Below are 21843 nucleotides of genomic sequence, written 5' to 3'. Positions count from 1 at the left end.
TTTGTCATGTGCGGCGCATGTCTATGATGCGCATTTATTTGACCGTGCCCTGTTCAGGGCGCGTAGAATAACAACCAGATTCGTATCCGTTCTTTTGGAGACGCCCCGTGTCCCCGCTATTTCATCTGTTTGAAACCTGGATCGACCCGTTTCGCGCGCCCCCACAGAAGGGTATGCCGCACGGCGGTGTGCGCTTCCTGCTCTATTTCGTCAGCCAGGTCCGCTGGCCGTTCATTGCGATGCTGGTGCTCGGCGGAGCGTCGGCCTTCGTCGAAGTCACGGTTTTCAATTTTCTCGGAAGGATCGTGGATCTTCTGGAAAACGGCAACCGGGCAACGTTCTTCAGCGATCACGCCAGCACGTTGCTGTGGATGGTGTTCGTCGTCCTGATCTTGCGTACGATCGTCAATTCCCTGATGGCTCTGGTTGAAGAGCAGGCAGTCGTTCCCGGCTTTTTCAACCTTGTCAGGTGGCAATCTCATCAGCGGGTCATGCGCCAGAGCCTGAGCTATTTCCAGGACGACCTTGCCGGACGGCTGGCGCAAAAGGTGATGCAGTCCGGAATGTCTGCCGGTGACTTCATGATCAATCTCTTGCAGGTTGTCTGGTTCATCATTGTCTACGCAATCACGACACTGGTTCTGATCACCGAGCTTGACGTCAGACTGGGAGCAATCGTTGCGCTTTGGCTCATCTGCTTTGCCGTGACGGCTTTGTATTTCGTCCCGCGAATCCGCAATGCCTCCAAAGAAACGGCTCACAGTTATTCCGGGGTCACAGGCCGGCTTGTCGACACATATACCAACATCCAGTCGGTGAAGCTGTTTGGCTCCATGCGCGAGGAAAACCAGGGAGCCAGGCGGGCGGTTGAGAATTTTACCGCGAAGCTGAGACAGTTTACCCGGTATCTGACATCGATCCGGATGATCATGTCACTGATCAACGGGGTCATGATCGTCTCGATCACCGCAATGGCACTGAATGTCTGGCAGGACGGAAACATCAGTACCGGTCACGTTGCCTTCGCACTCAGCTTGATCCTGAGGCTCAACATCCTGCTCAATCGCCTGTTCAACCAGCTGAACGGACTGTTCCGGCACTTCGGGTCATTGCAGGACAGCATGGAGACAATCGTCAAACCTGTTTCCCTTGTCGATTTGCCGGATGCAAAGGCTCTCAGCGTTGATCAGGGTGCGATCAAATTTGAAAACATCCGCTTCCACTACGGCAAGGACGGCGGCGTCATCGATCATCTCAATCTGTCGATTGAGCCCGGCGAACGAGTTGGTCTTGTAGGTCCGTCGGGGGCGGGAAAGACCACGCTTGTGAGTTTGTTGCTTCGGTTTTTCGACCTGGAAGCCGGCCGGGTCATCATCGACGGCCAGGACGTGAGAAACGTCGCGCAGGAGTCTCTTCGCCGATCAATCGGTATGGTGACGCAGGATACCTCCTTGCTGCACAGGTCAATACGCGAAAACATACTTTACGGGCGCAGCACAGCCAGTGATGCAGACCTTGTTGACGCTGCCCGCAAGGCCCATGCCCTTGATTTCATTCAGCAGCTTGAAGACAAGAAGGGACGCACGGGGTTTGACGCGTTTGTCGGCGAACGAGGTGTCAAGCTGTCTGGCGGTCAGCGCCAGCGCATCGCAATTGCACGTGTACTGGTGAAGAATGCGCCGATACTTGTGCTTGACGAGGCAACTTCAGCGCTTGATTCGGAAGTCGAGGCCGCGATTCAGGACAACCTGCAAAGTCTGATGGCCGGCAAGACTGTCATTGCAATTGCACACCGTCTGTCGACGATTGCAGCCATGGACCGTCTCATCGTGATGGACAACGGCCGGATCGTGCAGCAAGGAACCCACGAAACACTGCTTTCGGACAAGACCGGCCTTTACGCCCAGCTCTGGCACCGGCAGTCCGGCGGATTTCTCAAGGCGGATGTGGTTCCGGCGTGACAACTGTTTTTGCAGGCGGATTCGAATCTTCCGATCTGATCCGGAACGCCTGGATGAACGTAGAGATCGTGTTCTTTCACTGAGGGTCTCATGGTTCAGCACGCCATTGCATATATCGCGACCGCACTGGTTTTTCTTGCGGTCGATTACGTCTGGTTGTCACAGGTGGCGACCCGGTTCTATTTTGACAGGATAGGACATCTGTTGATGGACAAACCCAACATGGCTGCAGCGGGTGCGTTTTATATCATCTATGTCGTCGGCATAGTGGTGTTCGCCGTTGCACCCGCACTGAAATCCGAAAGTCTTGCGACTGCCGTGATCTATGGGGCCATGTTCGGGTTCTTTACCTACGCCACCTACGATGTGACCAACTATGCAACACTCAGGAACTGGCCCGTAATCGTCACCGTCGTGGACGTCTCCTGGGGGACTGCGTTGTCGGCGTTCTCGGCGGGAATGGGATACACTCTGACGCGCATGGTGTCTTAGAAGAGCCAACCGGTTTCTCCGCCCGCGTCTTTCTTTCCACTCCCCAAAGGCCGGTCAGCCGATCGCGGCCAGATCCCTACGTATTATCCCTAAGTCTCTGTCCTTACTGAATTTTTACGCATCGCGCTGTATGCTCCCGGCATGTGAAAACCTGCGAACAGGGTTCACGACCTACCAAAAAATCGGGATTCCACCGCGATGCTTTCGATCAAGGGCCGTTTCGTTGCCATGGTTCTAACCGCCGCTGTCATCATGATGGCAGGAACGGCGTTTGCCTTTTTCTCGTTCCGCCAGGCCATGCTTGAGAAAATCGGAACGCCTGCCGGTGCCCAGGCGTTTGTGTCCGATAACGTCGCCGGCAACATCGATACGTTGATCCTGGATCAGATGGTTACAATCGGGCTTGTCGTCTCACCCGTCGGACTGGCTTTTCTCGCAATGGCGCTGTTGCTCGCCATAGGAATTGCCAGACCCCTCGCACGTTTGCAGAACGGCCTCGACAAGCTCTCGACCGGAGACCTGGACATAGAGATTGTCGGCAATGACCGCAGCGACGAAATCGGAGCCATCGCCCGTTCCGTTACCGCTTTTCGTGAAAACCTCGCGCAACAGGCCAAGGAACAGGCCCGGCAGGAACTGGCCCATCAGGAAGCGCTTGGCAAAGAACGAAAAGCACTTATGCATGATGTCGCAGACGACTTTGAAAAGTCCGTGATCTGCGTCGTGTCTTCGCTGTTGCAGTCAGCGGAAAGCGTTGAGCTTAATTCGGGCAAGCTTGACGATGCCGTCAATTCCTCGCTGCGGGCGGTCAAGGAGGTGCGTCAGGCGACAGAAGACGCAACAAATTCGGTTGAAACGGTGACCAGTTCAACTGAAGACATGTCAGGTTCCCTCAATCGCGTTCGGGAAGACGTGGACCAGGCCGCGGAAATCGCAAGTGTCGCCGTGGTGGAAGCACGCAAGACCGACGAGATTGTCGGCCGGCTGTCTGAAACCGGCAAGGCGATAGGCGAAATCGTGGAGTTGATCGGCCAGATCGCGAGCCAGACCAATCTTCTCGCCCTGAATGCGACGATCGAAGCTGCCAGGGCTGGTGACGCCGGACGCGGCTTCGCGGTGGTAGCCAATGAAGTCAAGGCCCTGGCCGAACAAACGACACGCGCGACGGACGATATTTCCGCTCAGGTGGCATCCGTGCAAGACGTTGCCGAACATTCCGTGGATGCCATCCGCACTATCGCAGAGACCATCGGGAAGGTGAGTGATATCTCAAGCAAGATCAGGGAAGCGGTTGAAGAGCAGGAAGCTGCAACACAACAGATCAGCAGCAGCGCGCTCACCGCAAGGGTCAGCTCGGGACTGGTCACCAGCAACGTGAGCACGTTGAGTGGAGTCATGAATGTCAGCCGTTCCGCAACCAGCGAAATGCAAATCGCTTCCGGTGAACTGGGAGACCTGTCGAGCAATCTGCAATCGCAAGTGCGTCAATTTCTTCAAAGTGTAAGATCTGCGTAGATTTTTCATATGATTTCATGAATTGATATTGCAATAAATACCGAAAATTTGATGAGCTCTGCTTAGCGTTTTTTTCAAGTTATTTTGGCAGGATAGTCTCAAATGACCAGAGTATTCATCAGATCTGCATGGAAGAATTTTCGACCGACTGGCCTGCGATTTATCTGATCTTGTTTTGCGGTGTGGGAATCATTCTCCTCTCCGTGGGGTTTCTACTTGGCCGATTGCACGCCAAGAAAGTCGGGAACAGGTCCGCCTCGGAATTCGGAAACGATGCTGCAATTCTCGAAACCGTCGTTGAGCACGCTCACGAGGGCCTTGTCATGCAGGACATCTATGGACGGATCGAATGGTCCAACCCGGCCTATACACGCATAACCGGATATTCCGCCGAGGAAATTCGCGGACGTCAACCACAGGAATTTGTTCTTCCTCCGGACAAGCAGCTTTCATCGAGGGAACTGGAGAATTTCAAGTTTGACCTGAAAAAATTCTCGTCAGGATTCAAGGAACTGATCCAGAACCGGAGGAAAAACGGTGAGCTTTTCTGGAACCAGCTAACATTTGCAAAGGTCGAGGGCGAAACCGAGGAAAAAACGCGGATGATCATCCTGTGTCAGGATGTGACCCGCGAGGTTGAACGCTTTGCAGAGCTTGAAGAAACCCGAAAACGGCTGAAGTATCAGGCTGAACACGACGAACTGACCGGTCTGGCAACGCGTGCGAAAATCACGTCCTTTCTGCAGGAGTGTTTGTCGCGGGATCACGGCAAATCGCGCAAGGTGGGTGTCATTCAATTCGACCTCGATCATTTCAAGGAGATCAACGACAGCCATGGTCATAGTGCCGGTGACGCCGTGCTGAGGCTTGTCGCGGGTGTGCTCAAGTCGGTGCTGCAGGAAAAGGGACTGGTTGCGAGGGTTGGGGGAGATGAGTTTTTGGCCGTCATTTCGGATCCTGACGGGCCGGACCAGATGGAAAGTCTCGTGCAACAGATCTTTGGCGATTTGGATCAGCCGATCATGGTCGAACGACAAAGACTGAAGGTTGCAGTCAGTGCTGGTCTTGTTCTTGCCGAGACAGAAAACACCAGTCTCGCAGAGCTTATCAACCGGGCCGATATCGCTCTTTACGCCGCAAAGAAAGCCGGTCGTGACCGGTTCTCTTGGTACACCGATGCACTTGGAACGGCGCACCGGCACCGGCGCATGAACATGGCCAGGCTCGATCAGGACCTTGAAAACAACAACCTGACACTGCTCATGGAACCGCAATATGACCTGAAACAGAAGCAGATCACCGGATACGAAGCATCGGCGCACTGGCTGCATCCGTCAGAAGGACTGGTTGACCCTGCAAAGATGTTGTCAGCTCAGGAAGATTCCAAACGGATTGCGCAGATCGAACGATTTGCATTGCAGGAAGGCCTGTCGGAAATCAGAAGGCTTCGGGAAGCTGCAAACCGACCCATCACCTTGTCAGTCGATCTGACCGGTGCGAGTGTTGACAATCCACGCTTCGGGGAGCAGTTGGTCCGACTGTGTGAAGAAGCCGAAATTCCAGTCGCTGATCTGACCATCGAGCTGAATGAGCAGATTGTCCGTTTCGATGAACACGACGGTCTGCAATGTGCGATAGGACGTTTGTCCGGAACCGGTTGCCGGATTGCGCTCGATGAAGTTGGAGGCGGCCGCGGCGGAGCCGGACAGCTTATTCGGGTCAATGCAAATCTCCTGAAACTCAGCCCATGGCTCGTTGGAGATCTGGAATCCCACACAAAGAAGCGTCATTTGACACAATCCATCGTCAGGCTTGCGGAAAAGTTCGAGTGCAAGGTGATGGCCATAGGCGTCGATCGGCTGGAACAGCTGGAAATACTTCGAGATTTCGGATGTCACTTCATTCAGGGCCAGTTGATTTCCGGGCCACTTTCAGCGCGGGAAGCGGAGATACACCTGCGCGAATTCGCGATGTAGAGCGACAATTGCTGGCGGGTCTTGCCGGCAAATGAGGGGTTGTGTCCGTTTGGCAACAGTTGTCAGCTTCGTGCGCCGCTGGTGTGATTTGCCTCTTTTCAACCAGACAAAAAGCGGTTACCAACGCAACCAGTCAACTTCACCTTGTTGACTTGGATTTTTCCCAGCGGCCGCCCGGCCGCGCAACCAGGAGGGCATACATGATAGATCATTTCGCGATCCACGCATCCACCGCCCACGCTGGTTGCATCGAGGGAATTGTCAGGCAGCGTTAGGCGCCGTCAAACCTCATCTTTCCAAATAGCTTTGCGGTGACGGGCTCAAGCCGTCCTACCGTGCTGCATGCGTCGTCTGCATGTTCGCCGTCACCATTGATCAAGTTCCCTTTTCGGAGTTGTTCCGATGAATTCGCATTATCCGCAGGACCTGTCTGCACTGGCAGACCGTCCGGATTTCGAGATTCCATCCACGCCGCAAGCAAAGGTGGGGCTGGCAGGCAGGATCGGACGCGCGTTTGTGTCGGCCGGTGTTTTTCTCGGCGTTACCCTTGGCGTGGCCGTGGTTCTCTTCGTGCCGGTCTTCATCTTTAACCTGAGCCGGATCGAAGCGCTGGAGGTTGCCGGTGAAACCATTCCGGTTTCCCTGTTCTTCGATCAACTCGGTGCCCTTTTCTGGGGCACAGCAATCATTGCGCTTGCCTTCACAAGTCTTATGACCGGCCTGTTTGTCATGGCGGCCGGGGCAACAATTCGTCCGCGATCCCAACCTGTCGGCAAGGAAGATGCCCTCGTGCATCTGACTGTGCTGCGGTTGAGCGGATCTGAGAGGTAGTCATGTTCGACCGTTTCGAAAAGCTCGTTGATCCCTTTGAGAGAACCGAGCTTGACGTCCCGCCGAAAGGTTTCTGGGCCTTCTGTTGGTATTACACCAAACCCGTCTGGCCCATCCTGCTTGTCGTTTCCGTGCTGGGGGCGATCATAGCGATCCTGGAAGTCATGATTTTCACGTTCCTGGGCGAGCTGGTAAACTGGCTCAGCACAGAAAGTGCGGAGACTTTCTTTCAGGACAATTGGGGTCAACTCCTGTGGATGGCGCTGGTGGTGCTGGTCGTCCTGCCGGGCATCACGGCGATCTGGGAAACCATGTTTCACCAGGGACTGATGGGTACGTATCCCATGTCTGTGCGTTGGCGTGTTCACCGCTATCTGCTGCGCCAGAGCATCTCGTTCTATCAGAACGATTTTGCCGGCCGGATTGCCAACAAACTGATGCAGACCGCTCTGGCGGTTCGTGAAGTGGTCACGAGGATTGCCGACATTCTTGTTTATGTCACGGTCTACTTCTTTGCGGCCTTGTTCGTTGTCGCGGAGGCCAGCATCTACTTCGTAATACCATTCGTGGTGTGGTTCGGTTGCTACCTGGTCACGATGCGGGTCTTCGTTCCGCGTCTGAAAAACGTTTCCAGGGAACAGGCGGATGCGCGCTCACTCATGACCGGGCATGTGGTTGACGCCTACACAAACATCTCAACGGTGAAGCTGTTTTCTCACGCAGAACGCGAGGAAGAGTATGCCAAGACGTCAATGATGTCGTTTCTGAAGACAGTGTTCCTGCAGATGCGACTGGTCACCGGGATGAATATCACCCTGACGACGCTCAACATGGTTCTGCTCTTTGCAGTTGCCGGGCTGTCCATCGGCCTCTGGCAGGCCGGACGGGTCGGAACCGGTGAAATTGCGGTTGCTGTTGCTCTCGTGCTGCGTTTTCAGGGCATGTCGCAATGGATCCTCTGGGAAGTCTCGGGACTATTTGAGAATATCGGAACCGTTCAGGACGGCATCAACACCATTTCCCGCGAGCGGGATGTCGTGGATGCTCCGGGTGCACAGCCGCTTTCCGTGCCGAGTGGCGAAATCCGGTTTGAGGGGATCGGCTTTCACTACGGCAAGGAAACCGGCGTAATCGAGGAGCTGTCGCTGACGATGGCACCGGGCGAGAAGATCGGCCTGATCGGAAGATCGGGAGCCGGCAAGTCGACCCTCGTCAATCTCCTGTTGAGGTTTTACGACCTCGAACGCGGCCGGATCCTGATCGACGGACAGGATATCGCGAATGTTCGCCAGGATGATATCCGGGCAAATGTCGGTGTCGTCACCCAGGACACTTCACTGCTGCATCGCTCGATTTTCGAGAACGTTGCCTATGGCAAGCCGAATGTCGAACGGGAGGAAGTGGAATCGGCACTGGAAAAGGCCCATGCGCTCGAGTTCGTCCGGGATTTGTCGGATCCGAGCGGACGCACCGGACTAGAAGCTCATGTCGGTGAGCGGGGTGTGAAGCTCTCCGGCGGACAGCGCCAGCGGATTGCCATTGCCCGGGTCCTGTTGAAGGATGCTCCGATCCTGTTGCTGGACGAAGCGACGTCAGCGCTTGATTCCGAAGTGGAACTCGCCATTCAGGAAAGCCTGTTCGACCTGATGAAGGGCAAGACCGTGATTGCCATTGCCCACCGTCTGTCAACCATCGCGGCGATGGACAGGCTCATCGTGATGGATCAGGGCCGAATCATCGAAGAGGGGTCCCATCAGGAGCTTCTTGAAAAGAACGGATTGTACGCGCAACTCTGGCAGCATCAGTCCGGTGGTTTCCTCGCGCCTGTTCAGGCCGCTTAATTCACAGAACGAAACGGCAAGATCGGGGTTGATTTGAATTCCGGTCTTGCGCTTGTTCCCTAAAAAAGGGCAGAAAAGCGGCACGGGGTTTGTTTTGCCTGCGACATATGCGTTTTGACACGTTTGTTGATCTGGACAAGCGTTTCGAAGGGTGCAAAAAGACAAGCCGCTTGGCCGATGCGGGTAACTGCCGCACCGGCCACCGTTGAGCCCGGCATGGTTCCGTCCATCCTCACTGGCAAAGGATGGTCTGGACGTGATGCGGGCTATCGGTACAGGTAGAATTTTGAAGGGGACGCGACCTTGGCACACAACACGGATGCGGAAGAACCGAACCGCCGTGACTTTCTCTATATCGCGACCGGTGCAATGGGCGTTGTGGGCGCCGGCGCGTTGGCATGGCCGTTCATCGATCAGATGAACCCGGATGCCTCCGCCTTGGCACTGGCATCGATCGAGGTTGATGTGTCTGCCGTCGAAGAAGGGCAGTCAATCACAGTAAAATGGCGAGGCAAGCCGGTCTTCATTCGCAACCGTACAGAAACGGAAGTGACTGAAGCGAAGGATGTCCCGATCGGGGATCTTCCGGACAGGCTTGCCCGAAATGCGAACCTTCCGGCGGACGCTGAGGCGACCGACCCGAACCGCGGTGTGAAGGACAAGGAAAACTGGCTCGTGCAGGTCGGTATCTGCACACACCTCGGCTGCGTGCCGATCGGTGATGCCGGTGACTTCGGTGGCTGGTTCTGCCCCTGCCACGGCTCTCACTACGACACTGCCGGCCGTATTCGCAAAGGCCCGGCTCCCGAGAATTTGCTGATTCCGCCGCTCGAGTTCGTCAGCGACTCGACGATCAAGATCGGCTAACGGCACAGATTTTTAGGAGACAGCCATGGCTGGACATTCAAACTACGTCCCGCAGAGCGCTGCGGCCAAGTGGCTGGAAAGCCGCCTGCCCGTGATTTCGCTCGTGCGCGGATCCTTCGTGGATTTCCCGACCCCGAAAAACCTCAATTACTGGTGGACTTTCGGTGGTATCCTTTTCTTCGTGCTGATCGCCCAGATCATTACCGGGATCGTTCTGGTAATGCACTATACGCCCAGCACCGACGCAGCGTTCAACAGCGTCGAGCACATCATGCGTGACGTGAATTTCGGCTGGATGCTGAGATACCTTCACTCCAATGGCGCCTCGATGTTCTTCATCGCCGTCTATATCCATATCTTCCGCGGGCTCTACTACGGTTCCTACAAGGCGCCGCGTGAAATTTCGTGGATCCTGGGCGTGATCATCTTCCTGATCATGATGGGTACCGCGTTCATGGGCTACGTTCTGCCCTGGGGCCAGATGTCATTCTGGGGTGCGACGGTTATCACGAACCTGTTCTCCGCGATCCCGCTGGTGGGCGAGAGCATCGTAACCTGGCTGTGGGGTGGCTTTGCCGTCGACAACCCGACCCTGAACCGCTTCTTCTCGCTTCACTATCTGCTTCCGTTCATGATCTTCGGTGTCGTTATCCTGCACGTTTGGGCTTTCCACACGACAGGCAACAACAATCCGACAGGGGTGCAGCCGAAGACGAAACAGGACACGCTGCCGTTCCACCCTTACTACACGATGAAGGACCTGTTCGCGATTGTCGTGTTCATGATCCTGTTCGCGTATTTCGCCTTCTACCTGCCGAATTACATGGGGCACCCCGACAACTACATCGAGGCCGACCCGCTGGTGACACCAGCGCATATCGTTCCGGAATGGTACTTCCTGCCGTTCTACGCGATCCTGCGTGCGGTTCCCGACAAGCTCGGTGGTGTGATTGCCATGTTCGGTTCAATCGCAGTGCTGTTCATCCTGCCCTGGCTGGATACGTCGAAGGTACGCTCAGGCGCCTATCGTCCGATGTTCAAGCAGTTCTTCTGGATATTTGCCGGCGTCTGCGTGGCTCTGGGATATCTGGGTGCGATGCCGGCCGAAGGCTGGTACGTGATCTTCTCCAGAATTTTCACCGTGTACTATTTCGCTCATTTCCTGATCATCCTGCCGATGCTCGGGTTCCTTGAGAAACCGCTACCCCTGCCGGCCTCGATTTCAGAATCGGTCCTTAAGGGTGGATCTGGCAAACCTTCCGGTGCGGCTGCCGCGCCGGAGACGAAGTAACGCGAACCGGATCAGGAGTTAATTGAGACAATGAGCACCATGATCAAAATGGTTCGTTCCCTGGCAGCGGTGGCGGCTCTCGCCATCGCGACGCCGGCAGTCGCCGCAGGCGCAAACGTCGAAATCCATCCGCAACAGTGGTCATTTTCCGGACCTTTCGGTTTTTATGACCGAGGACAGCTGCAGCGCGGTTTCAAAGTCTATCAGGAAGTTTGTCAGGCCTGTCACGGCCTGAAACAGGTTGCATTCCGCAATCTTGCCGAAAATGGCGGTCCGAGCTTCAGCGAGGACGCCGCCAAGCAGATTGCTTCCGAATACACCGTCGTCGACGGTCCGGATGATGATGGCGAAATGTTCGATCGCCCGGCGATCCTTGCCGACCGCTTCCCGTCGCCGTTCCCGAACGTGAACGCCGCGCGCGCTGCCAATGGTGGAGCTTATCCGCCCGACTTCTCACTGCTTGCAAAAGCGCGTGCAGCTCAGCGCGGATTTCCGTGGTTCGTCTTCGATATCTTCACGCAGTATCAGGAAAGTGGCCCGGACTACATTTATTCGTTGCTGACCGGGTATGAAGAAGATCCCGAAGGAATCGAAGTTCCGGTTGGACAGTATTACAACCACTCGTTCCTGGCTGGTCAGTTCATTTCCATGGCACCGCCGCTTTCCGATGAGCTGGTTGAATATACCGATGGTTCGCCGATGACGGTGGATCAGTATGCCAAAGACGTTTCCGCCTTCATGATGTGGGCTGCGGAACCGCATCTGGAAGACCGCAAGAAGATCGGATTCCGCGTGATGGTCTTCCTTATCGTCTTTGCCGGATTGCTCTACTTCACGAAGAAACAGCTCTGGCGCAACGTCGATCATTGATCTCCTCACCAATTGGGTGAATAGGGAAGGCGGGCTTCAAGCCCCAGCCCCTAACTTAAATGTGGGCGCATAGTAGAAAATTAACCCGAACCCCTTAGTCCCGCAGGACTTTCGGGGTTCGGACATGCTTCAAAAATCTGAAACAAATAAAAAACTGCGACTTCCCCCGCCCCATGGCGGTGTAAACGTCAATTTCTGTAAAAACCCGCTATGTGTGAATTTTGGCCGCCCTGCCGAGATTGAAGATCGACGGGGGAAACGGCGGGACAACAAAGCTTCGACTTACAGGGTCTCGGGAAGCGATGGCGGGGCTTCGCTTTTCTGCGATGCCTGCGGTGTCAGTTCCAAGGTCAAAAGTAATCTCGCTTGCTGGGAGGAATTCGAACGTTCTCTCGATTATTTGGCGACACCATCGGGCCACCATTGCCAGAACCACTCTTGCGAAAACTTCTTCAGGCAATTGGATACCCATCCTGACGAATATTCCCGCCATGGCATGACCTTAAAAGGCGAGCAGCGCCTGAAATGCAAGAGATGCACAAAAACCTTCTCCGTTGGCCGTCCGCACAGACGACAACAGACCTCTCACGAAAACAAAACTGTGTTCCAGATGCTTGTCGGCAAGGTTTGTCTGTCCAAGATCTCGGAGATTACTGGGTTGGCCCCGAAGACGGTCTACGACAAGGTAGACTTCCTCTATGAGCAATGCCGAAAGTTCCTCGCGTCGCGCGAGGGCCGCTTGCCGGAGATGGAGTTCAGAAAACTCCGGATCGCAACGGACATGCAGGACTACATGGTCAATTGACCGAACAAGGCCATGCGAAAGACGATCCAGTTCCGCGCCATTGCCTCTAGCTGCCTGAACAGCGGATATGTTCTCGCTTGCCACCCTCAGATCGACCCGCGTTTCGATACGAATGAAATTCAGGAAGCCATTGTTGAATGTGGAGACCTGGAGCTACGCCCGGCCTTTCGGCGTTATGCTAGGCTGTGGAGCTATGAGGATAATGCCACTTGCCTCCGTCTCGATACGGGTACTTTCCATCCGGCGCGGATTGATCAAGACGGCCCGGAACATATGACGTCCGACCGCCAGCTACCGCGTCAAAGCGCAATGGTGCACATCGACTACCTGATGTTCGGTCATTTCATGTATCTGGAATATCTGGTCGGCCGCGGCTCGAAGCACACGCTTTTTTCCCTCGACGGAGATCCCGGCCTCTCCAACGCCTGTCTGGCCTCTTGGACGGAGCGGTTCCTTGGTGGAATGCTGGATGTTGCTGTTCTGACCTGCAACAAGTCTGCGACGATTGACGAGAAAAACGCTGCTGTGGCCGAAGCCGCAAAGCTCAAACGGGAGGCTGATTCAGCGTATCCCGATCTGCATCCAGTCGATGCCTGGAAGACGTGGTTTGCTGCCAACAGCGTTTTGTCCGCGAGAATAGGACTGGACCGAGGCGAGTATCTTAGAACGCATGATGCTCCTTACCCCTTCATCAAGAAATCCGAGCCCGGAAAACGGGTCCGGCTACTTACCCATGACGGTACGCGTTCCGCTTTGAAAATCGCCAAAGGGAAAGACGGGATGACGCCCGCGGTCAGGATCGGACTGGCAAAGGGACCTGTTCGTTTCGAAGATGTGATTTATTTCGAATGATCAGGTTCAGGCTGGCGACGTTTCGGACTCGATGGGCCGATCGTCGGTTAGTTTGACGAAGCCGTTTCTGTTTTTTGAGCACGTGGTGCTCTTTTCATTCAATACACCGATCGCACCGAGTCAAAAGCATGGACATAGAGAAGAGAGTCTCCCCCTAAAAGTTTATGTCGGTTTTTTGCTTTCCAAGCTACATCGCCAAAGCTCCGCCCCTTTCTTTATCATAAGGAGCGCTGTTTCTTCTTCCATCCATCCTGCATCAAATTGAGACGTACCAAACGGCTCCACATATTCCCACTTTGGATTGCCAACGACATCTTTACCGTGAATACTCAATTTTCCGGTATCTTTCACTTCGCTGCCAATCGACAAAGACCACTCATCGTCCCGAGCTCGAAAGTAAAATGGTTCACCATCAATTTTTCCCACAGCTTGTACTGGGCAATTGCCACGAATCCAATCAACTTCAATAGCCACTTGGAAAATCCTTAAGTATTTTTCTAATTTTTACATAGTATTTATTTAAGATATTCCAAGAACGTGAGGATGCCTACCGCAAATACCGCGCAACCTATGCGCGATTTTCTGCAAAACCAGTCTTGATGATGGCCGCATTTTCCAATAATCTCATCAGCGATGCAATTAAATTCGGCGATCCATAATGTTAAATGATATATCAGCAAGTATTATTGAGGGAGATGATTATTCAAGGATTGATTCACTGAATAATGACTTGGTTTTATTCCCAAGAATGGCGGCTATCGAAGAAAATGGTTCAGGATTGGTGAAGTTACATGTTTCTATTGATGAGGGCGTAACAGTATTAGATATCAAGAATTTTGCACATGGACTTCTCGAAAACCCTCGCTTTAATGTAGTAAATCATTCTGTTTCAGAAGAACTTAAGGTCCTTGAAAGCTCGAAGTCTGACTATTCAGAGGATGAGTATATTGAGAGAAAAAACCAAATCGAGAGCAAGTTACTAATCTTCATAATTGAAAACACGAGAATTAAGGATCTGAGAATTGAACCGAATTATCTGCTTTTGCCGATGGCTCGAATTGTTTGGCGTTATTTTGTATTTACAAGAGGTGAAACATGAGTGATGTAGTTTTTATTGACTCGAATGTTGTAATTAACACCATCAAGAACAACAGCACCTCTGCTTTGCTTGAAACGGTAAACAACCCGAACCAAAGTATTAATTTTACAACTACAGTTTTGGGTGAGCTGCTTATGAAGTCAGGGCCTGCTAATGCTCAGGCGATTGCAAATATCACTCAATCATCAAATGTGAATATTTGGGTTACGCAAGAAATACCGCGAGGACTTCCTGGCGGCGTCAGAGGCGCGGGCGAAAAAAGTATCGAAGCCTTTATCAATAAGATGAGGGAAAGTGGATACTATCACGGTGACGTCAAGATTGTCACCAATGACATTAAGGCGCAAAAGCTTTTTGATAAGACTCCCGGAACGACGACGTTAAGCTTCGAAGAGTACATTGAATATTTGAAGTCGAAGGGCCTCCTCACGCAAATGCAAGATTATGCATTTTCGAATGAATACGATTTCACAAAGTGTTTCCTCGCTGGCACTCCCATTTCTATGTGGGATGGCACTGAAAAACCAATTGAGTTTGTCAAACCGGGCGACGTGGTAACGTCTTATGACGAGGACGGAAATCTGGTCCCAGGGCGGGTCTCGAAGACCAAGGAAAACCGGGTCAAACACATTCTGGATGTCTTCGGACTGATGACTACGCCCGGCCACGTCACGCTTTGCGGTGACGGCAAGTTTGAGGGCCAGCATGTACCGATGATCGACATCTTAAGATCCGACAGTGCGCTAATTTTGGAAGACGGCTCAATGAAACGAGCCGCGACGAATTTTCCCGTCGGCTCCATCGAAGACCGCTTCGTTCATACCATCGTCACTGAGGATGTTCCAGGAGCCGACAATGTACGCGTCGTTGAGAGCGGTCAAATTCGGCTCGGGACTCGCTTCATGCATCCTACAGGAGCGGATATCACTGTCTTAGAGATCATTCGGCGTGCTGGCGGTATCTTGACTGACGATGGTTATATTGCGCTTTCCGACGGGATTACCAAGACCCCGTTTGTCTGGACCTTCACCAACCGCTTGCCGAAACCTGAAGACTTCGTCCTGCAACGCAGTCAGGTGACGCTGGCGGATATTTACGAGGCGGATGAATGGGAAGCGGTTGCGCCGCAGGTTCCACCACCGTACCGGGGTGAAGCCGGGCCATCATTTGCTAAAGTCAACGGCGGATTGAAAGCGCCTGGCCGCGAAGATAATCAACCGCCAAATATTCCTGTCTCCATGCGTGGTGCAGCCAACCAACCGACCATGAGCCGGAAACAACGCCGCGCTCACGAGGCCAAGCAAAGTAAACAAGCGAAACGCACGTCTCGAATGGCTCACTAATCTCACCAATCCACCCGACATTCTGGGGGGATTAAATCCTTCCTTCGGACGCGACAGCAGGGCTTTTTATGAGACAAATTTGCTTCATAAATCGCAAATGGCCAATTTTGCTTCAATGACCCGCGAATAGTAAGCCTATACTATGCATTCCTCTCGCTTTGGAAACGAGAGGAATGCCATATTACTTGCACCCACATTTAAGTTAGGGGCTGGGCTTCAAGCCCGCCTTTTTTGCTTTAGGACTGTTCAACATGCGTCCTGCTTGATAATCAGCTGATCGGATTGGAATCATCTGTGGAGACTTGGCAATGGCTGATGCGGTTCTTGGTATTATCGGCGGTTCCGGCATTTACGATCTGCCGGGTCTTGAAAACTCCGATTGGATCACCGTCGAAAGTCCATGGGGAACACCGTCCGATCAGGTCAGGATCGGCGAGATTGACGGGCTAAAAATCGTCTTCCTGCCCCGGCACGGGCGAGGCCACGTCTATTCGCCCAGCACGATCAACTACCGGGCCAACATCGATGTCATGAAACGTTGTGGTGTCACCGATCTCCTGTCGGTGTCTGCCTGCGGATCCCTGAAGGAAGAACACGCTCCGGGCACATTCGTTCTGGTGGATCAGTTCATTGACCGCACCATTGCCCGCGAAAAGAGTTTCTTCGGTACGGGCTGTGTTGCCCACGTGTCGATGGCTACTCCTGTGAGCCCGAAGCTTGTCGATGCCGTTGCAGCTGCTGCGGAGGCGGAAAGCCTCGGCTATGCAAGGGGCGGAACCTACCTTGCCATGGAAGGTCCACAGTTCTCCTCCCTCGCGGAAAGCCATCTCTACCGGTCCTGGGGCTGTGACGTGATCGGCATGACCAACATGCCGGAAGCCAAGCTCGCCCGCGAGGCCGAGATCTGTTACGCCACGGTCGCGATGGTAACGGACTACGACAGCTGGCATCCCGATCACGGCGAGGTCGATATCCAGGCGATCATCAGGGTGCTTCACGACAATGCCGAAAACGCGCAGCGTCTCGTTGCCCGTGTGGCCAGGGACCTGCCGCGCGAACACCAGTCCTGTCCCGCCGGATCGGATACGGCGCTGGAATTTGCCTTCATGACCGCACCGGAAAAACGGGACCCGGAACTGGTGGCAAAACTGGACGCCGTCGCAGGCCGTGTTCTGAACAGACCATCGTAACGCAGGCAGACCGCCGCAACATTCGTTTAATACCGGCGAATTTGCTTCGATCACGTGCGCAAAATTGATATAAGCGTCGGTCGGGGCATGTGCCGGAACGATCAGCTGAAGAAAGAGAGCTCGATGACCGACCAGACGATCCAGGATGAACTGATCAGCTCGATCCGCACGATCACGGATTACCCTAAAGAGGGAATTCTGTTTCGCGACATCACGACGCTTCTTGGCAATGCGCGGGCATTTCGCCGAGCTGTCGATGCGCTTGTGCAGCCGTGGGCCGGTTCCAAGGTCGATCAGATCGCCGGAATCGAGGCAAGGGGGTTTATCCTCGGCGGCGCCGTCGCACATCAGCTTTCCGCCGGCTTCGTGCCGATCCGCAAGAAAGGCAAATTGCCCCACGAAACCGTCCGGATCGCGTATTCGCTTGAGTATGGTCTGGATGAAATGGAAATGCACAAGGATGCCATCCAGCCGGGGGACCGCGTCATTCTGGTGGATGACCTGATTGCGACCGGAGGTACGGCAGAAGCGGCCTGCAAGTTGCTCAAGTCCATGGGGGCGAACATTGTAGCGGCCTGCTTCATTGTTGATCTGCCCGATCTCGGCGGACGCAAGAAGCTGGAGGAGCTGAGTGTTCCGGTTCGCACCCTCGTGGAATTTCCCGGGCACTGAAGGCCAATGCCAGCTGAAACCGAAGGATTGGCCGCGCGGCCATGTTTTTCAGAAGAATTCCGCCGTGAATTCGAGGACCTGTTGAGATGGCGCCGCGACGTGCGTCGTTTCAGGAAGGACCCGCTGTCGGCGCATGAACTGGAATACCTTCTGCAAATGGCAGATCTCGCGCCTTCGGTGGGCAACAGTCAGCCCTGGCGCATCGTTGTCGTTGAAAGCCGGGAACGTCGCGACCAGGTCATTGCTTCGTTTGACATGGAGAACGAAGCCGCCGCGCAACAGTTCGAGCCGGACAAGGCGCTGCAATACCGGCAATTGAAACTTGCGGGTCTCAAGGAAGCGCCGGTTCATCTGGCCATATTCAGCGATGAGAATCCATCGCAGGGCCACGGACTTGGACGTGCGACGATGCAAGAAACGCTTGCCTATTCGACCGTGAGCATGATCCATACGTTCTGGCTGGCTGCGAGGACAGCCGGGATCGGTGTTGGCTGGGTCTCGATCCTTGACCCTGAATTGGTTTCCAGCATCCTTCAGGTTGACGACAGCTGGCGGCTCGTGGCTTATCTGTGTGTTGGTTATCCTGAAGAAGAACATATGGATCCCGAACTGGAACGCGCGCGCTGGCAAGCACGCAGTCCCCTTGAGACGCGGTTATTCCGACGTTAGGAGCCTTTAAATGCCTGTGATCATTCGCGCAACTGAAGACAAAGATCATGATGACGTGCACCAACTCCTGCGTGAGCGTTGGGCCGGTCCGGAGATGCTGCTTGATGGTGAGAACGTCGACGCGTCACGCCTGCCCGGTTTTGTGGCTTACGACGGCAACGACCTTGTCGGGCTGGTGACGCTGATCAAGCGGGAGAATGAATGGGAGATCCTCACACTGGATTCGATCAATCGCTGGGGCGGTGTCGGCAGCCAGTTGCTTGATGCCATCGTGACCGAAGCACGCGCCAAAAACATGCCCCGGCTCATTGTCAGGACGTCCAACGACAATCTGGACGCTTTCCGGTTCTACCAGCGACGCGGATTTCGGATCGAGCGTGTGGCTCAGGGCGTGATCGATGCGGAACGGCAGAAAAAACCGGAGATTCCCCTGCGCGGCGACTATGGCATAGAGATACGCGACGAAGTGCTGTTTGCGCGGATGCTATAGCTCAAGTTCGACCGGCAAGCCGGATCAGCGCGGCCGCCGCTCGACAAACACCGTTGCCTTGAATGAAAACGCCAGCAAGCCGTCCTGGTTGAATGCCCTCATGTCGGAATGAACGAGGCCCCATTCCGGGCGACTGCGGCTCTCAGTCTTGCCTGTCACCGTGCGGGTGTAGCGCAAGGTATCGCCGGCAAAGACGGGTTTGATCCACTTCAGGTCCTCAAAACCGGGGGAGGGACCGATTCTGGCGACGGCTATGTCTTCTGCAAGCGCGTCGTCCTGCATGGATTTCAATCTGGCCACGAACAGTTTCATGAAGATGGAAGCGGTGTGCCAGCCGGAGGCGCACAGTCGGCCAAAGTGGGTTTTCGCTGCGCCGTCCTCACTCAGATGAAAGGGTTGCGGGTCGAATTTCTCCGCAAACCGGATGATCTCGTCGGTCTTGAAGGTGTAGGTGCCAAGTTCCAGGATTTCGCCGACAACGACGTCTTCAAAAAAAGCAATCATCGAGCTGGCTCCCGTCTTTCGAACAGGACCGGGTTGTCCCACTCAATGACCTCGATATCGTTCTGATTGGTCGCCCGGACGCGGATGAAAACCATACCGAGTTGCGGTTTGGAGCGCAGATCTTTCATTTCTAGGATTTTCGCCGTTGCAGACAGCGTGTCTCCCGGAAACACCGGGTGTTTCCATTTCAACCTGCTGACCCCAGGGGAGCCGCGCCCGGTGCTCTTGTTGAACAGATTGGTGGCAAGCAACCTCATGATCAGGCTTGCCGTATGCCAACCGGATGCGGCCAGGCCGCCGAGGATGGATGCCTTGCCGGCTTCTTCGTTCATGTGAAAGGATTGAGGGTCGAATTCGGAGGCGAATTCAATGATGTCATCCTTGCTCACGTCAATCGCACCGAGGTCGAATTCCTGATCCGGCGCCAAATCTTCAAAATAAGTCCGATCGGTCATGTATCTGGGCTGTTTGATCTGCAAATTGGCCGTAGGGGAAACGGCGGGAGTGATTAAAACTTGTGCTTGTGCCTCTCGTAGCATGTTCGAGGGCAGTTCTGATAGACTTATCATTTGCGACGCGGCGGGGTGTTGCGATCGTCTATTTCTATGTCCTTACGTAGTTGCGCCAGTTGTGCTCCTCCCGGAAGCCAAGAACCTCGCGTATCTTCCTGTTTGAAAACAGAGCCTCATGGTCGGCAAGGTCCCGGCTGACCGGAACGTTCGGGAAGAAACGCTGCAGGATTTGCGCGTTGGGAATGTCCACCGAGTTCGTATCGTTGCCGGCATTGAAGACCTGGTAGCCGAGCCCATCCTTTTCCAGGCAGAGATCGACGATCTGACCAAGATCCCTGGCATCGATATAGCAGAAGATGTTTCTGCGCCGCTGCGCCGGATTTTCGAAGAAGTCCGGGAAGCGGTCGTATTCATTCGGCTCGATGACGTTGCCGATCCGAAGTGCGTAGATGTCGGCACCGGAGCGCCGCTGGAAGGATCGCGCCGTCTGTTCGTTGACCACCTTGGACAGACCGTAGCTGTCCATCGGATTGACATCGTATTCCTCTTCAACCGGCAGGGTATCCGGGTCGGCGATACCGTCTGCGAAACAGACGCCGTAGGTCGTTTCCGAAGAGGCGATCACGATCTTGCGGATGCCGAGTTTCACCGCCGCCTCTATGACATTGTAGGTGCCGACGGTATTGACCTCGAACGTCTTGTTGTCCGGATGGATCAGGATGCGCGGAATGGCGGCGAAGTGCACGACCGCGTCGAACGCGGGCACGCCTTGCCCCGGTTCCAGCTCGTCAAAATTGGCGTAGCTGGTCATGACATTGAACATTTCGCCAGATTGCGTGATATCGGCTGTCAGATTGTCGACACCGGGATGATCAAGTGGGGTCAGGTCCACATTCACGACCCTATGTCCACGATCCAGAAGGTAGGGAACGACATGCCGACCTGCCTTGCCGGACCCACCGGTAAAGAGAATTCGTTTTGATCTGCTCATCTGCCTGTTCCCCGATTTTCCGCCTCTGAGGCCAGACCATAAGGCAGGCAAACTCGAGCACAAAGACCCCTCCAGCCACAAGTCCGCAAGATTTGTCAGATTGGCCGGTGCTAGGTTCCTCCCAATCAAGCGAGGGCAGTTCCAAATGACACATCACGAAAAGCAGTCGATATCGCCGAAAGACGATGGCTACCTGCGGCGCTTCACCCGCGTGATCGAGTACATTTACGCAAATCTCGACGAGGATCCGGATCTGGCCATGCTGGCCGAGGTCGCTGCCCTGTCACCCTGGCACTGGCATCGCGTGTGGCAATCGGCTTATGGCGAGTCCATCGTGGCAACGGTCAAGCGATTGCGCCTGCACAGGGCGTCTGCGGATCTTACCTATTCCCGGTTGCCGATTGCTGAAATTGCCATGCGCGCCGGTTATGGCAGCCAGGAAGCCTTCAGTCGCAGTTTCAAGAAAGTATACGGCCTGTCTCCTTCATCCTATCGCGAGGGAGGTGTTGAAGGCCGCCTTCAGCCCGCACATGGCGGTGCGCCCATTCCCCGAACCAGAGGATCACTTCTCATGCATCAAGTTGAAATCAAAACCCTGCCGACCGAAACGCTTGCCGTCATTCCACACAAAGGTGCCTACATGGAGATCGGTAAGGCGTTCGAAAAAGCCATCGGTGTCCTTGCGAGCCGCAATCTCATGGGCCAGGTCGGTGCCATGAAAGGTCTCTATTTTTCCGATCCAACACATGTTCCGGAGGATGAGCTGCAATCGGCTGCCGGGGTGTCCGTTTCAGAAGGGTTTCCCGTCGAGGCCCCTCTTGAACGGGTCGAAACCTACGGCGGTGATTATGCCGTCTTGCACTACAAGGGACCTTACGCCGACATGAAGTGGGCCTATGAGTGGCTTTTCGGAGAATGGCTGACCCAATCCGGCCGGGAACCAGCCGACGCGCCCTGCATGGAAGTCTATCTCAACAATCCCAGAGAAACCGCACCAGCCGATCTTTTGACCGATATCTGCCTTCCGCTGAAGCCTTCCCAATAGGCTCAGTCTGACAATTGGTGCCGATTG

22 protein-coding genes are annotated in these 21843 nt (G+C 54.5%); 18 read left to right on the top strand and 4 right to left on the bottom strand.

The features are described 5' to 3' along the window. The first annotated feature begins 173 nt into the window (after positions 1-173). From ACO6TI_RS28530 to ACO6TI_RS28480, 11 genes are all read left to right on the top strand, one after another. Positions 174-1961, top strand: a complete 1788-nt coding sequence (locus tag ACO6TI_RS28530; RefSeq protein ID WP_422385343.1) for an ABC transporter ATP-binding protein — start codon at positions 174-176, stop codon at positions 1959-1961. A gap of 90 nt (positions 1962-2051) precedes the next feature. After that, positions 2052-2453, top strand: coding sequence for a DUF2177 family protein (locus tag ACO6TI_RS28525; RefSeq protein ID WP_029065142.1), 402 nt, complete (start codon positions 2052-2054; stop codon positions 2451-2453). A 198-nt stretch (positions 2454-2651) separates the two neighbouring features. Continuing rightward, positions 2652-3968 carry a methyl-accepting chemotaxis protein gene (locus ACO6TI_RS28520; RefSeq protein ID WP_422383845.1) on the top strand — a complete coding sequence of 439 codons (1317 nt, stop codon included), beginning with the start codon at positions 2652-2654 and terminating at the stop codon, positions 3966-3968. Between the two features lie 128 nt (positions 3969-4096). After that, positions 4097-5944 carry a putative bifunctional diguanylate cyclase/phosphodiesterase gene (locus ACO6TI_RS28515; protein WP_055117891.1) on the top strand — a complete coding sequence of 616 codons (1848 nt, stop codon included), beginning with the start codon at positions 4097-4099 and terminating at the stop codon, positions 5942-5944. A 402-nt stretch (positions 5945-6346) separates the two neighbouring features. After that, positions 6347-6775 carry a hypothetical protein gene (locus ACO6TI_RS28510; protein ID WP_055117889.1) on the top strand — a complete coding sequence of 143 codons (429 nt, stop codon included), beginning with the start codon at positions 6347-6349 and terminating at the stop codon, positions 6773-6775. 2 nt (positions 6776-6777) lie between these two features. After that, positions 6778-8616: an ABC transporter ATP-binding protein gene (locus ACO6TI_RS28505; protein ID WP_108875578.1), complete on the top strand. Its 1839-nt coding sequence runs from the start codon at positions 6778-6780 to the stop codon at positions 8614-8616. 303 nt (positions 8617-8919) lie between these two features. Continuing rightward, positions 8920-9483: a ubiquinol-cytochrome c reductase iron-sulfur subunit gene (petA, locus tag ACO6TI_RS28500; protein ID WP_055117885.1), complete on the top strand. Its 564-nt coding sequence runs from the start codon at positions 8920-8922 to the stop codon at positions 9481-9483. Positions 9484-9508: 25 nt separating this feature from the next. Continuing rightward, positions 9509-10774: a cytochrome b gene (locus ACO6TI_RS28495; protein WP_055117883.1), complete on the top strand. Its 1266-nt coding sequence runs from the start codon at positions 9509-9511 to the stop codon at positions 10772-10774. Between the two features lie 30 nt (positions 10775-10804). After that, positions 10805-11644, top strand: a complete 840-nt coding sequence (locus ACO6TI_RS28490) for a cytochrome c1 (RefSeq protein ID WP_055117881.1) — start codon at positions 10805-10807, stop codon at positions 11642-11644. 124 nt (positions 11645-11768) lie between these two features. Further along, positions 11769-12449 (top strand): hypothetical protein, encoded by a 681-nt coding sequence (locus ACO6TI_RS28485; RefSeq protein WP_422383844.1) that lies wholly within the window; start codon positions 11769-11771, stop codon positions 12447-12449. 12 nt (positions 12450-12461) lie between these two features. Next, entirely contained in the window at positions 12462-13301 is an 840-nt protein-coding gene (locus ACO6TI_RS28480; protein WP_422383843.1) for a hypothetical protein, read from the top strand. A 162-nt stretch (positions 13302-13463) separates the two neighbouring features. Here ACO6TI_RS28480 and ACO6TI_RS28475 read toward each other — a convergent pair whose 3' ends face one another. Next, positions 13464-13775 carry a hypothetical protein gene (locus ACO6TI_RS28475; protein ID WP_422383842.1) on the bottom strand — a complete coding sequence of 104 codons (312 nt, stop codon included), beginning with the start codon at positions 13773-13775 and terminating at the stop codon, positions 13464-13466. 184 nt (positions 13776-13959) lie between these two features. Here ACO6TI_RS28475 and ACO6TI_RS28470 point away from each other — a divergent pair, with 184 nt between their 5' ends. The 6 genes from ACO6TI_RS28470 to ACO6TI_RS28445 all read left to right on the top strand — a co-directional run bounded on the left by ACO6TI_RS28470 (position 13960) and on the right by ACO6TI_RS28445 (position 18764). Beyond that, positions 13960-14400 (top strand): hypothetical protein, encoded by a 441-nt coding sequence (locus ACO6TI_RS28470; RefSeq protein WP_422383841.1) that lies wholly within the window; start codon positions 13960-13962, stop codon positions 14398-14400. Beyond that, positions 14397-15743, top strand: a complete 1347-nt coding sequence (locus tag ACO6TI_RS28465) for a hypothetical protein (RefSeq protein WP_422383840.1) — start codon at positions 14397-14399, stop codon at positions 15741-15743. The genes ACO6TI_RS28470 and ACO6TI_RS28465 overlap by 4 nt, the downstream gene beginning before the upstream one ends. Positions 15744-16051: 308 nt before the next feature. Beyond that, positions 16052-16933, top strand: a complete 882-nt coding sequence (locus ACO6TI_RS28460) for an S-methyl-5'-thioadenosine phosphorylase (protein ID WP_422383839.1) — start codon at positions 16052-16054, stop codon at positions 16931-16933. A gap of 123 nt (positions 16934-17056) precedes the next feature. Next, complete coding sequence (locus tag ACO6TI_RS28455) at positions 17057-17605, top strand: adenine phosphoribosyltransferase (protein WP_029065133.1); 549 nt, start codon at positions 17057-17059, stop codon at positions 17603-17605. A 6-nt stretch (positions 17606-17611) separates the two neighbouring features. Further along, complete coding sequence (gene bluB, locus ACO6TI_RS28450) at positions 17612-18274, top strand: 5,6-dimethylbenzimidazole synthase (RefSeq protein WP_104703895.1); 663 nt, start codon at positions 17612-17614, stop codon at positions 18272-18274. A gap of 10 nt (positions 18275-18284) precedes the next feature. Next, positions 18285-18764 carry a GNAT family N-acetyltransferase gene (locus ACO6TI_RS28445; RefSeq protein ID WP_029065131.1) on the top strand — a complete coding sequence of 160 codons (480 nt, stop codon included), beginning with the start codon at positions 18285-18287 and terminating at the stop codon, positions 18762-18764. Between the two features lie 24 nt (positions 18765-18788). Here ACO6TI_RS28445 and ACO6TI_RS28440 read toward each other — a convergent pair whose 3' ends face one another. The 3 genes from ACO6TI_RS28440 to ACO6TI_RS28430 all read right to left on the bottom strand — a co-directional run bounded on the left by ACO6TI_RS28440 (position 18789) and on the right by ACO6TI_RS28430 (position 20771). Further along, a complete protein-coding gene (locus ACO6TI_RS28440) occupies positions 18789-19268 on the bottom strand; it encodes a MaoC family dehydratase (protein ID WP_055117877.1) in 480 nt (159 codons plus the stop codon). After that, positions 19265-19723 (bottom strand): MaoC family dehydratase, encoded by a 459-nt coding sequence (locus ACO6TI_RS28435; protein ID WP_196900025.1) that lies wholly within the window; start codon positions 19721-19723, stop codon positions 19265-19267. The genes ACO6TI_RS28440 and ACO6TI_RS28435 overlap by 4 nt, the downstream gene beginning before the upstream one ends. A gap of 148 nt (positions 19724-19871) precedes the next feature. Next, the gene (locus ACO6TI_RS28430) at positions 19872-20771 is read right to left on the bottom strand and encodes an NAD-dependent epimerase/dehydratase family protein (RefSeq protein ID WP_104703893.1); all 900 of its coding nucleotides are present in this window, start codon (positions 20769-20771) and stop codon (positions 19872-19874) included. Between the two features lie 145 nt (positions 20772-20916). On the opposite strand from ACO6TI_RS28430, the gene ACO6TI_RS28425 reads away from it, so the two are divergent. Beyond that, a complete protein-coding gene (locus tag ACO6TI_RS28425; protein ID WP_196916539.1) occupies positions 20917-21816 on the top strand; it encodes an AraC family transcriptional regulator in 900 nt (299 codons plus the stop codon). Positions 21817-21843: the final 27 nt, after the last annotated feature.

It is taken from the genome of Roseibium album, from assembly GCF_965233825.1.
Lineage (GTDB): Bacteria > Pseudomonadota > Alphaproteobacteria > Rhizobiales > Stappiaceae > Roseibium > Roseibium album.
This window is presented reverse-complemented; position numbering and strand designations above follow the sequence as displayed.

What these genes read in the sequence shown, in the direction of transcription:
- ACO6TI_RS28530 (WP_422385343.1), top strand. Translation starts at nt 174, where the DNA reads ATGCCGCACGGCGGTGTGCGCTTCCTGCTCTATTTCGTCAGCCAGGTC.
- ACO6TI_RS28525 (WP_029065142.1), top strand. Translation starts at nt 2,052, where the DNA reads ATGGTTCAGCACGCCATTGCATATATCGCGACCGCACTGGTTTTTCTT.
- ACO6TI_RS28520 (WP_422383845.1), top strand. Translation starts at nt 2,652, where the DNA reads ATGCTTTCGATCAAGGGCCGTTTCGTTGCCATGGTTCTAACCGCCGCT.
- ACO6TI_RS28515 (WP_055117891.1), top strand. Translation starts at nt 4,097, where the DNA reads ATGGAAGAATTTTCGACCGACTGGCCTGCGATTTATCTGATCTTGTTT.
- ACO6TI_RS28510 (WP_055117889.1), top strand. Translation starts at nt 6,347, where the DNA reads ATGAATTCGCATTATCCGCAGGACCTGTCTGCACTGGCAGACCGTCCG.
- ACO6TI_RS28505 (WP_108875578.1), top strand. Translation starts at nt 6,778, where the DNA reads ATGTTCGACCGTTTCGAAAAGCTCGTTGATCCCTTTGAGAGAACCGAG.
- ACO6TI_RS28495 (WP_055117883.1), top strand. Translation starts at nt 9,509, where the DNA reads ATGGCTGGACATTCAAACTACGTCCCGCAGAGCGCTGCGGCCAAGTGG.
- ACO6TI_RS28490 (WP_055117881.1), top strand. Translation starts at nt 10,805, where the DNA reads ATGAGCACCATGATCAAAATGGTTCGTTCCCTGGCAGCGGTGGCGGCT.
- ACO6TI_RS28485 (WP_422383844.1), top strand. Translation starts at nt 11,769, where the DNA reads ATGCTTCAAAAATCTGAAACAAATAAAAAACTGCGACTTCCCCCGCCC.
- ACO6TI_RS28480 (WP_422383843.1), top strand. Translation starts at nt 12,462, where the DNA reads ATGCGAAAGACGATCCAGTTCCGCGCCATTGCCTCTAGCTGCCTGAAC.
- ACO6TI_RS28470 (WP_422383841.1), top strand. Translation starts at nt 13,960, where the DNA reads ATGTTAAATGATATATCAGCAAGTATTATTGAGGGAGATGATTATTCA.
- ACO6TI_RS28465 (WP_422383840.1), top strand. Translation starts at nt 14,397, where the DNA reads ATGAGTGATGTAGTTTTTATTGACTCGAATGTTGTAATTAACACCATC.
- ACO6TI_RS28460 (WP_422383839.1), top strand. Translation starts at nt 16,052, where the DNA reads ATGGCTGATGCGGTTCTTGGTATTATCGGCGGTTCCGGCATTTACGAT.
- ACO6TI_RS28455 (WP_029065133.1), top strand. Translation starts at nt 17,057, where the DNA reads ATGACCGACCAGACGATCCAGGATGAACTGATCAGCTCGATCCGCACG.
- bluB (WP_104703895.1), top strand. Translation starts at nt 17,612, where the DNA reads ATGCCAGCTGAAACCGAAGGATTGGCCGCGCGGCCATGTTTTTCAGAA.
- ACO6TI_RS28445 (WP_029065131.1), top strand. Translation starts at nt 18,285, where the DNA reads ATGCCTGTGATCATTCGCGCAACTGAAGACAAAGATCATGATGACGTG.
- ACO6TI_RS28440 (WP_055117877.1), bottom strand. Translation starts at nt 19,268, where the DNA reads ATGATTGCTTTTTTTGAAGACGTCGTTGTCGGCGAAATCCTGGAACTT.
- ACO6TI_RS28435 (WP_196900025.1), bottom strand. Translation starts at nt 19,723, where the DNA reads ATGACCGATCGGACTTATTTTGAAGATTTGGCGCCGGATCAGGAATTC.
- ACO6TI_RS28430 (WP_104703893.1), bottom strand. Translation starts at nt 20,771, where the DNA reads ATGAGCAGATCAAAACGAATTCTCTTTACCGGTGGGTCCGGCAAGGCA.
- ACO6TI_RS28425 (WP_196916539.1), top strand. Translation starts at nt 20,917, where the DNA reads ATGACACATCACGAAAAGCAGTCGATATCGCCGAAAGACGATGGCTAC.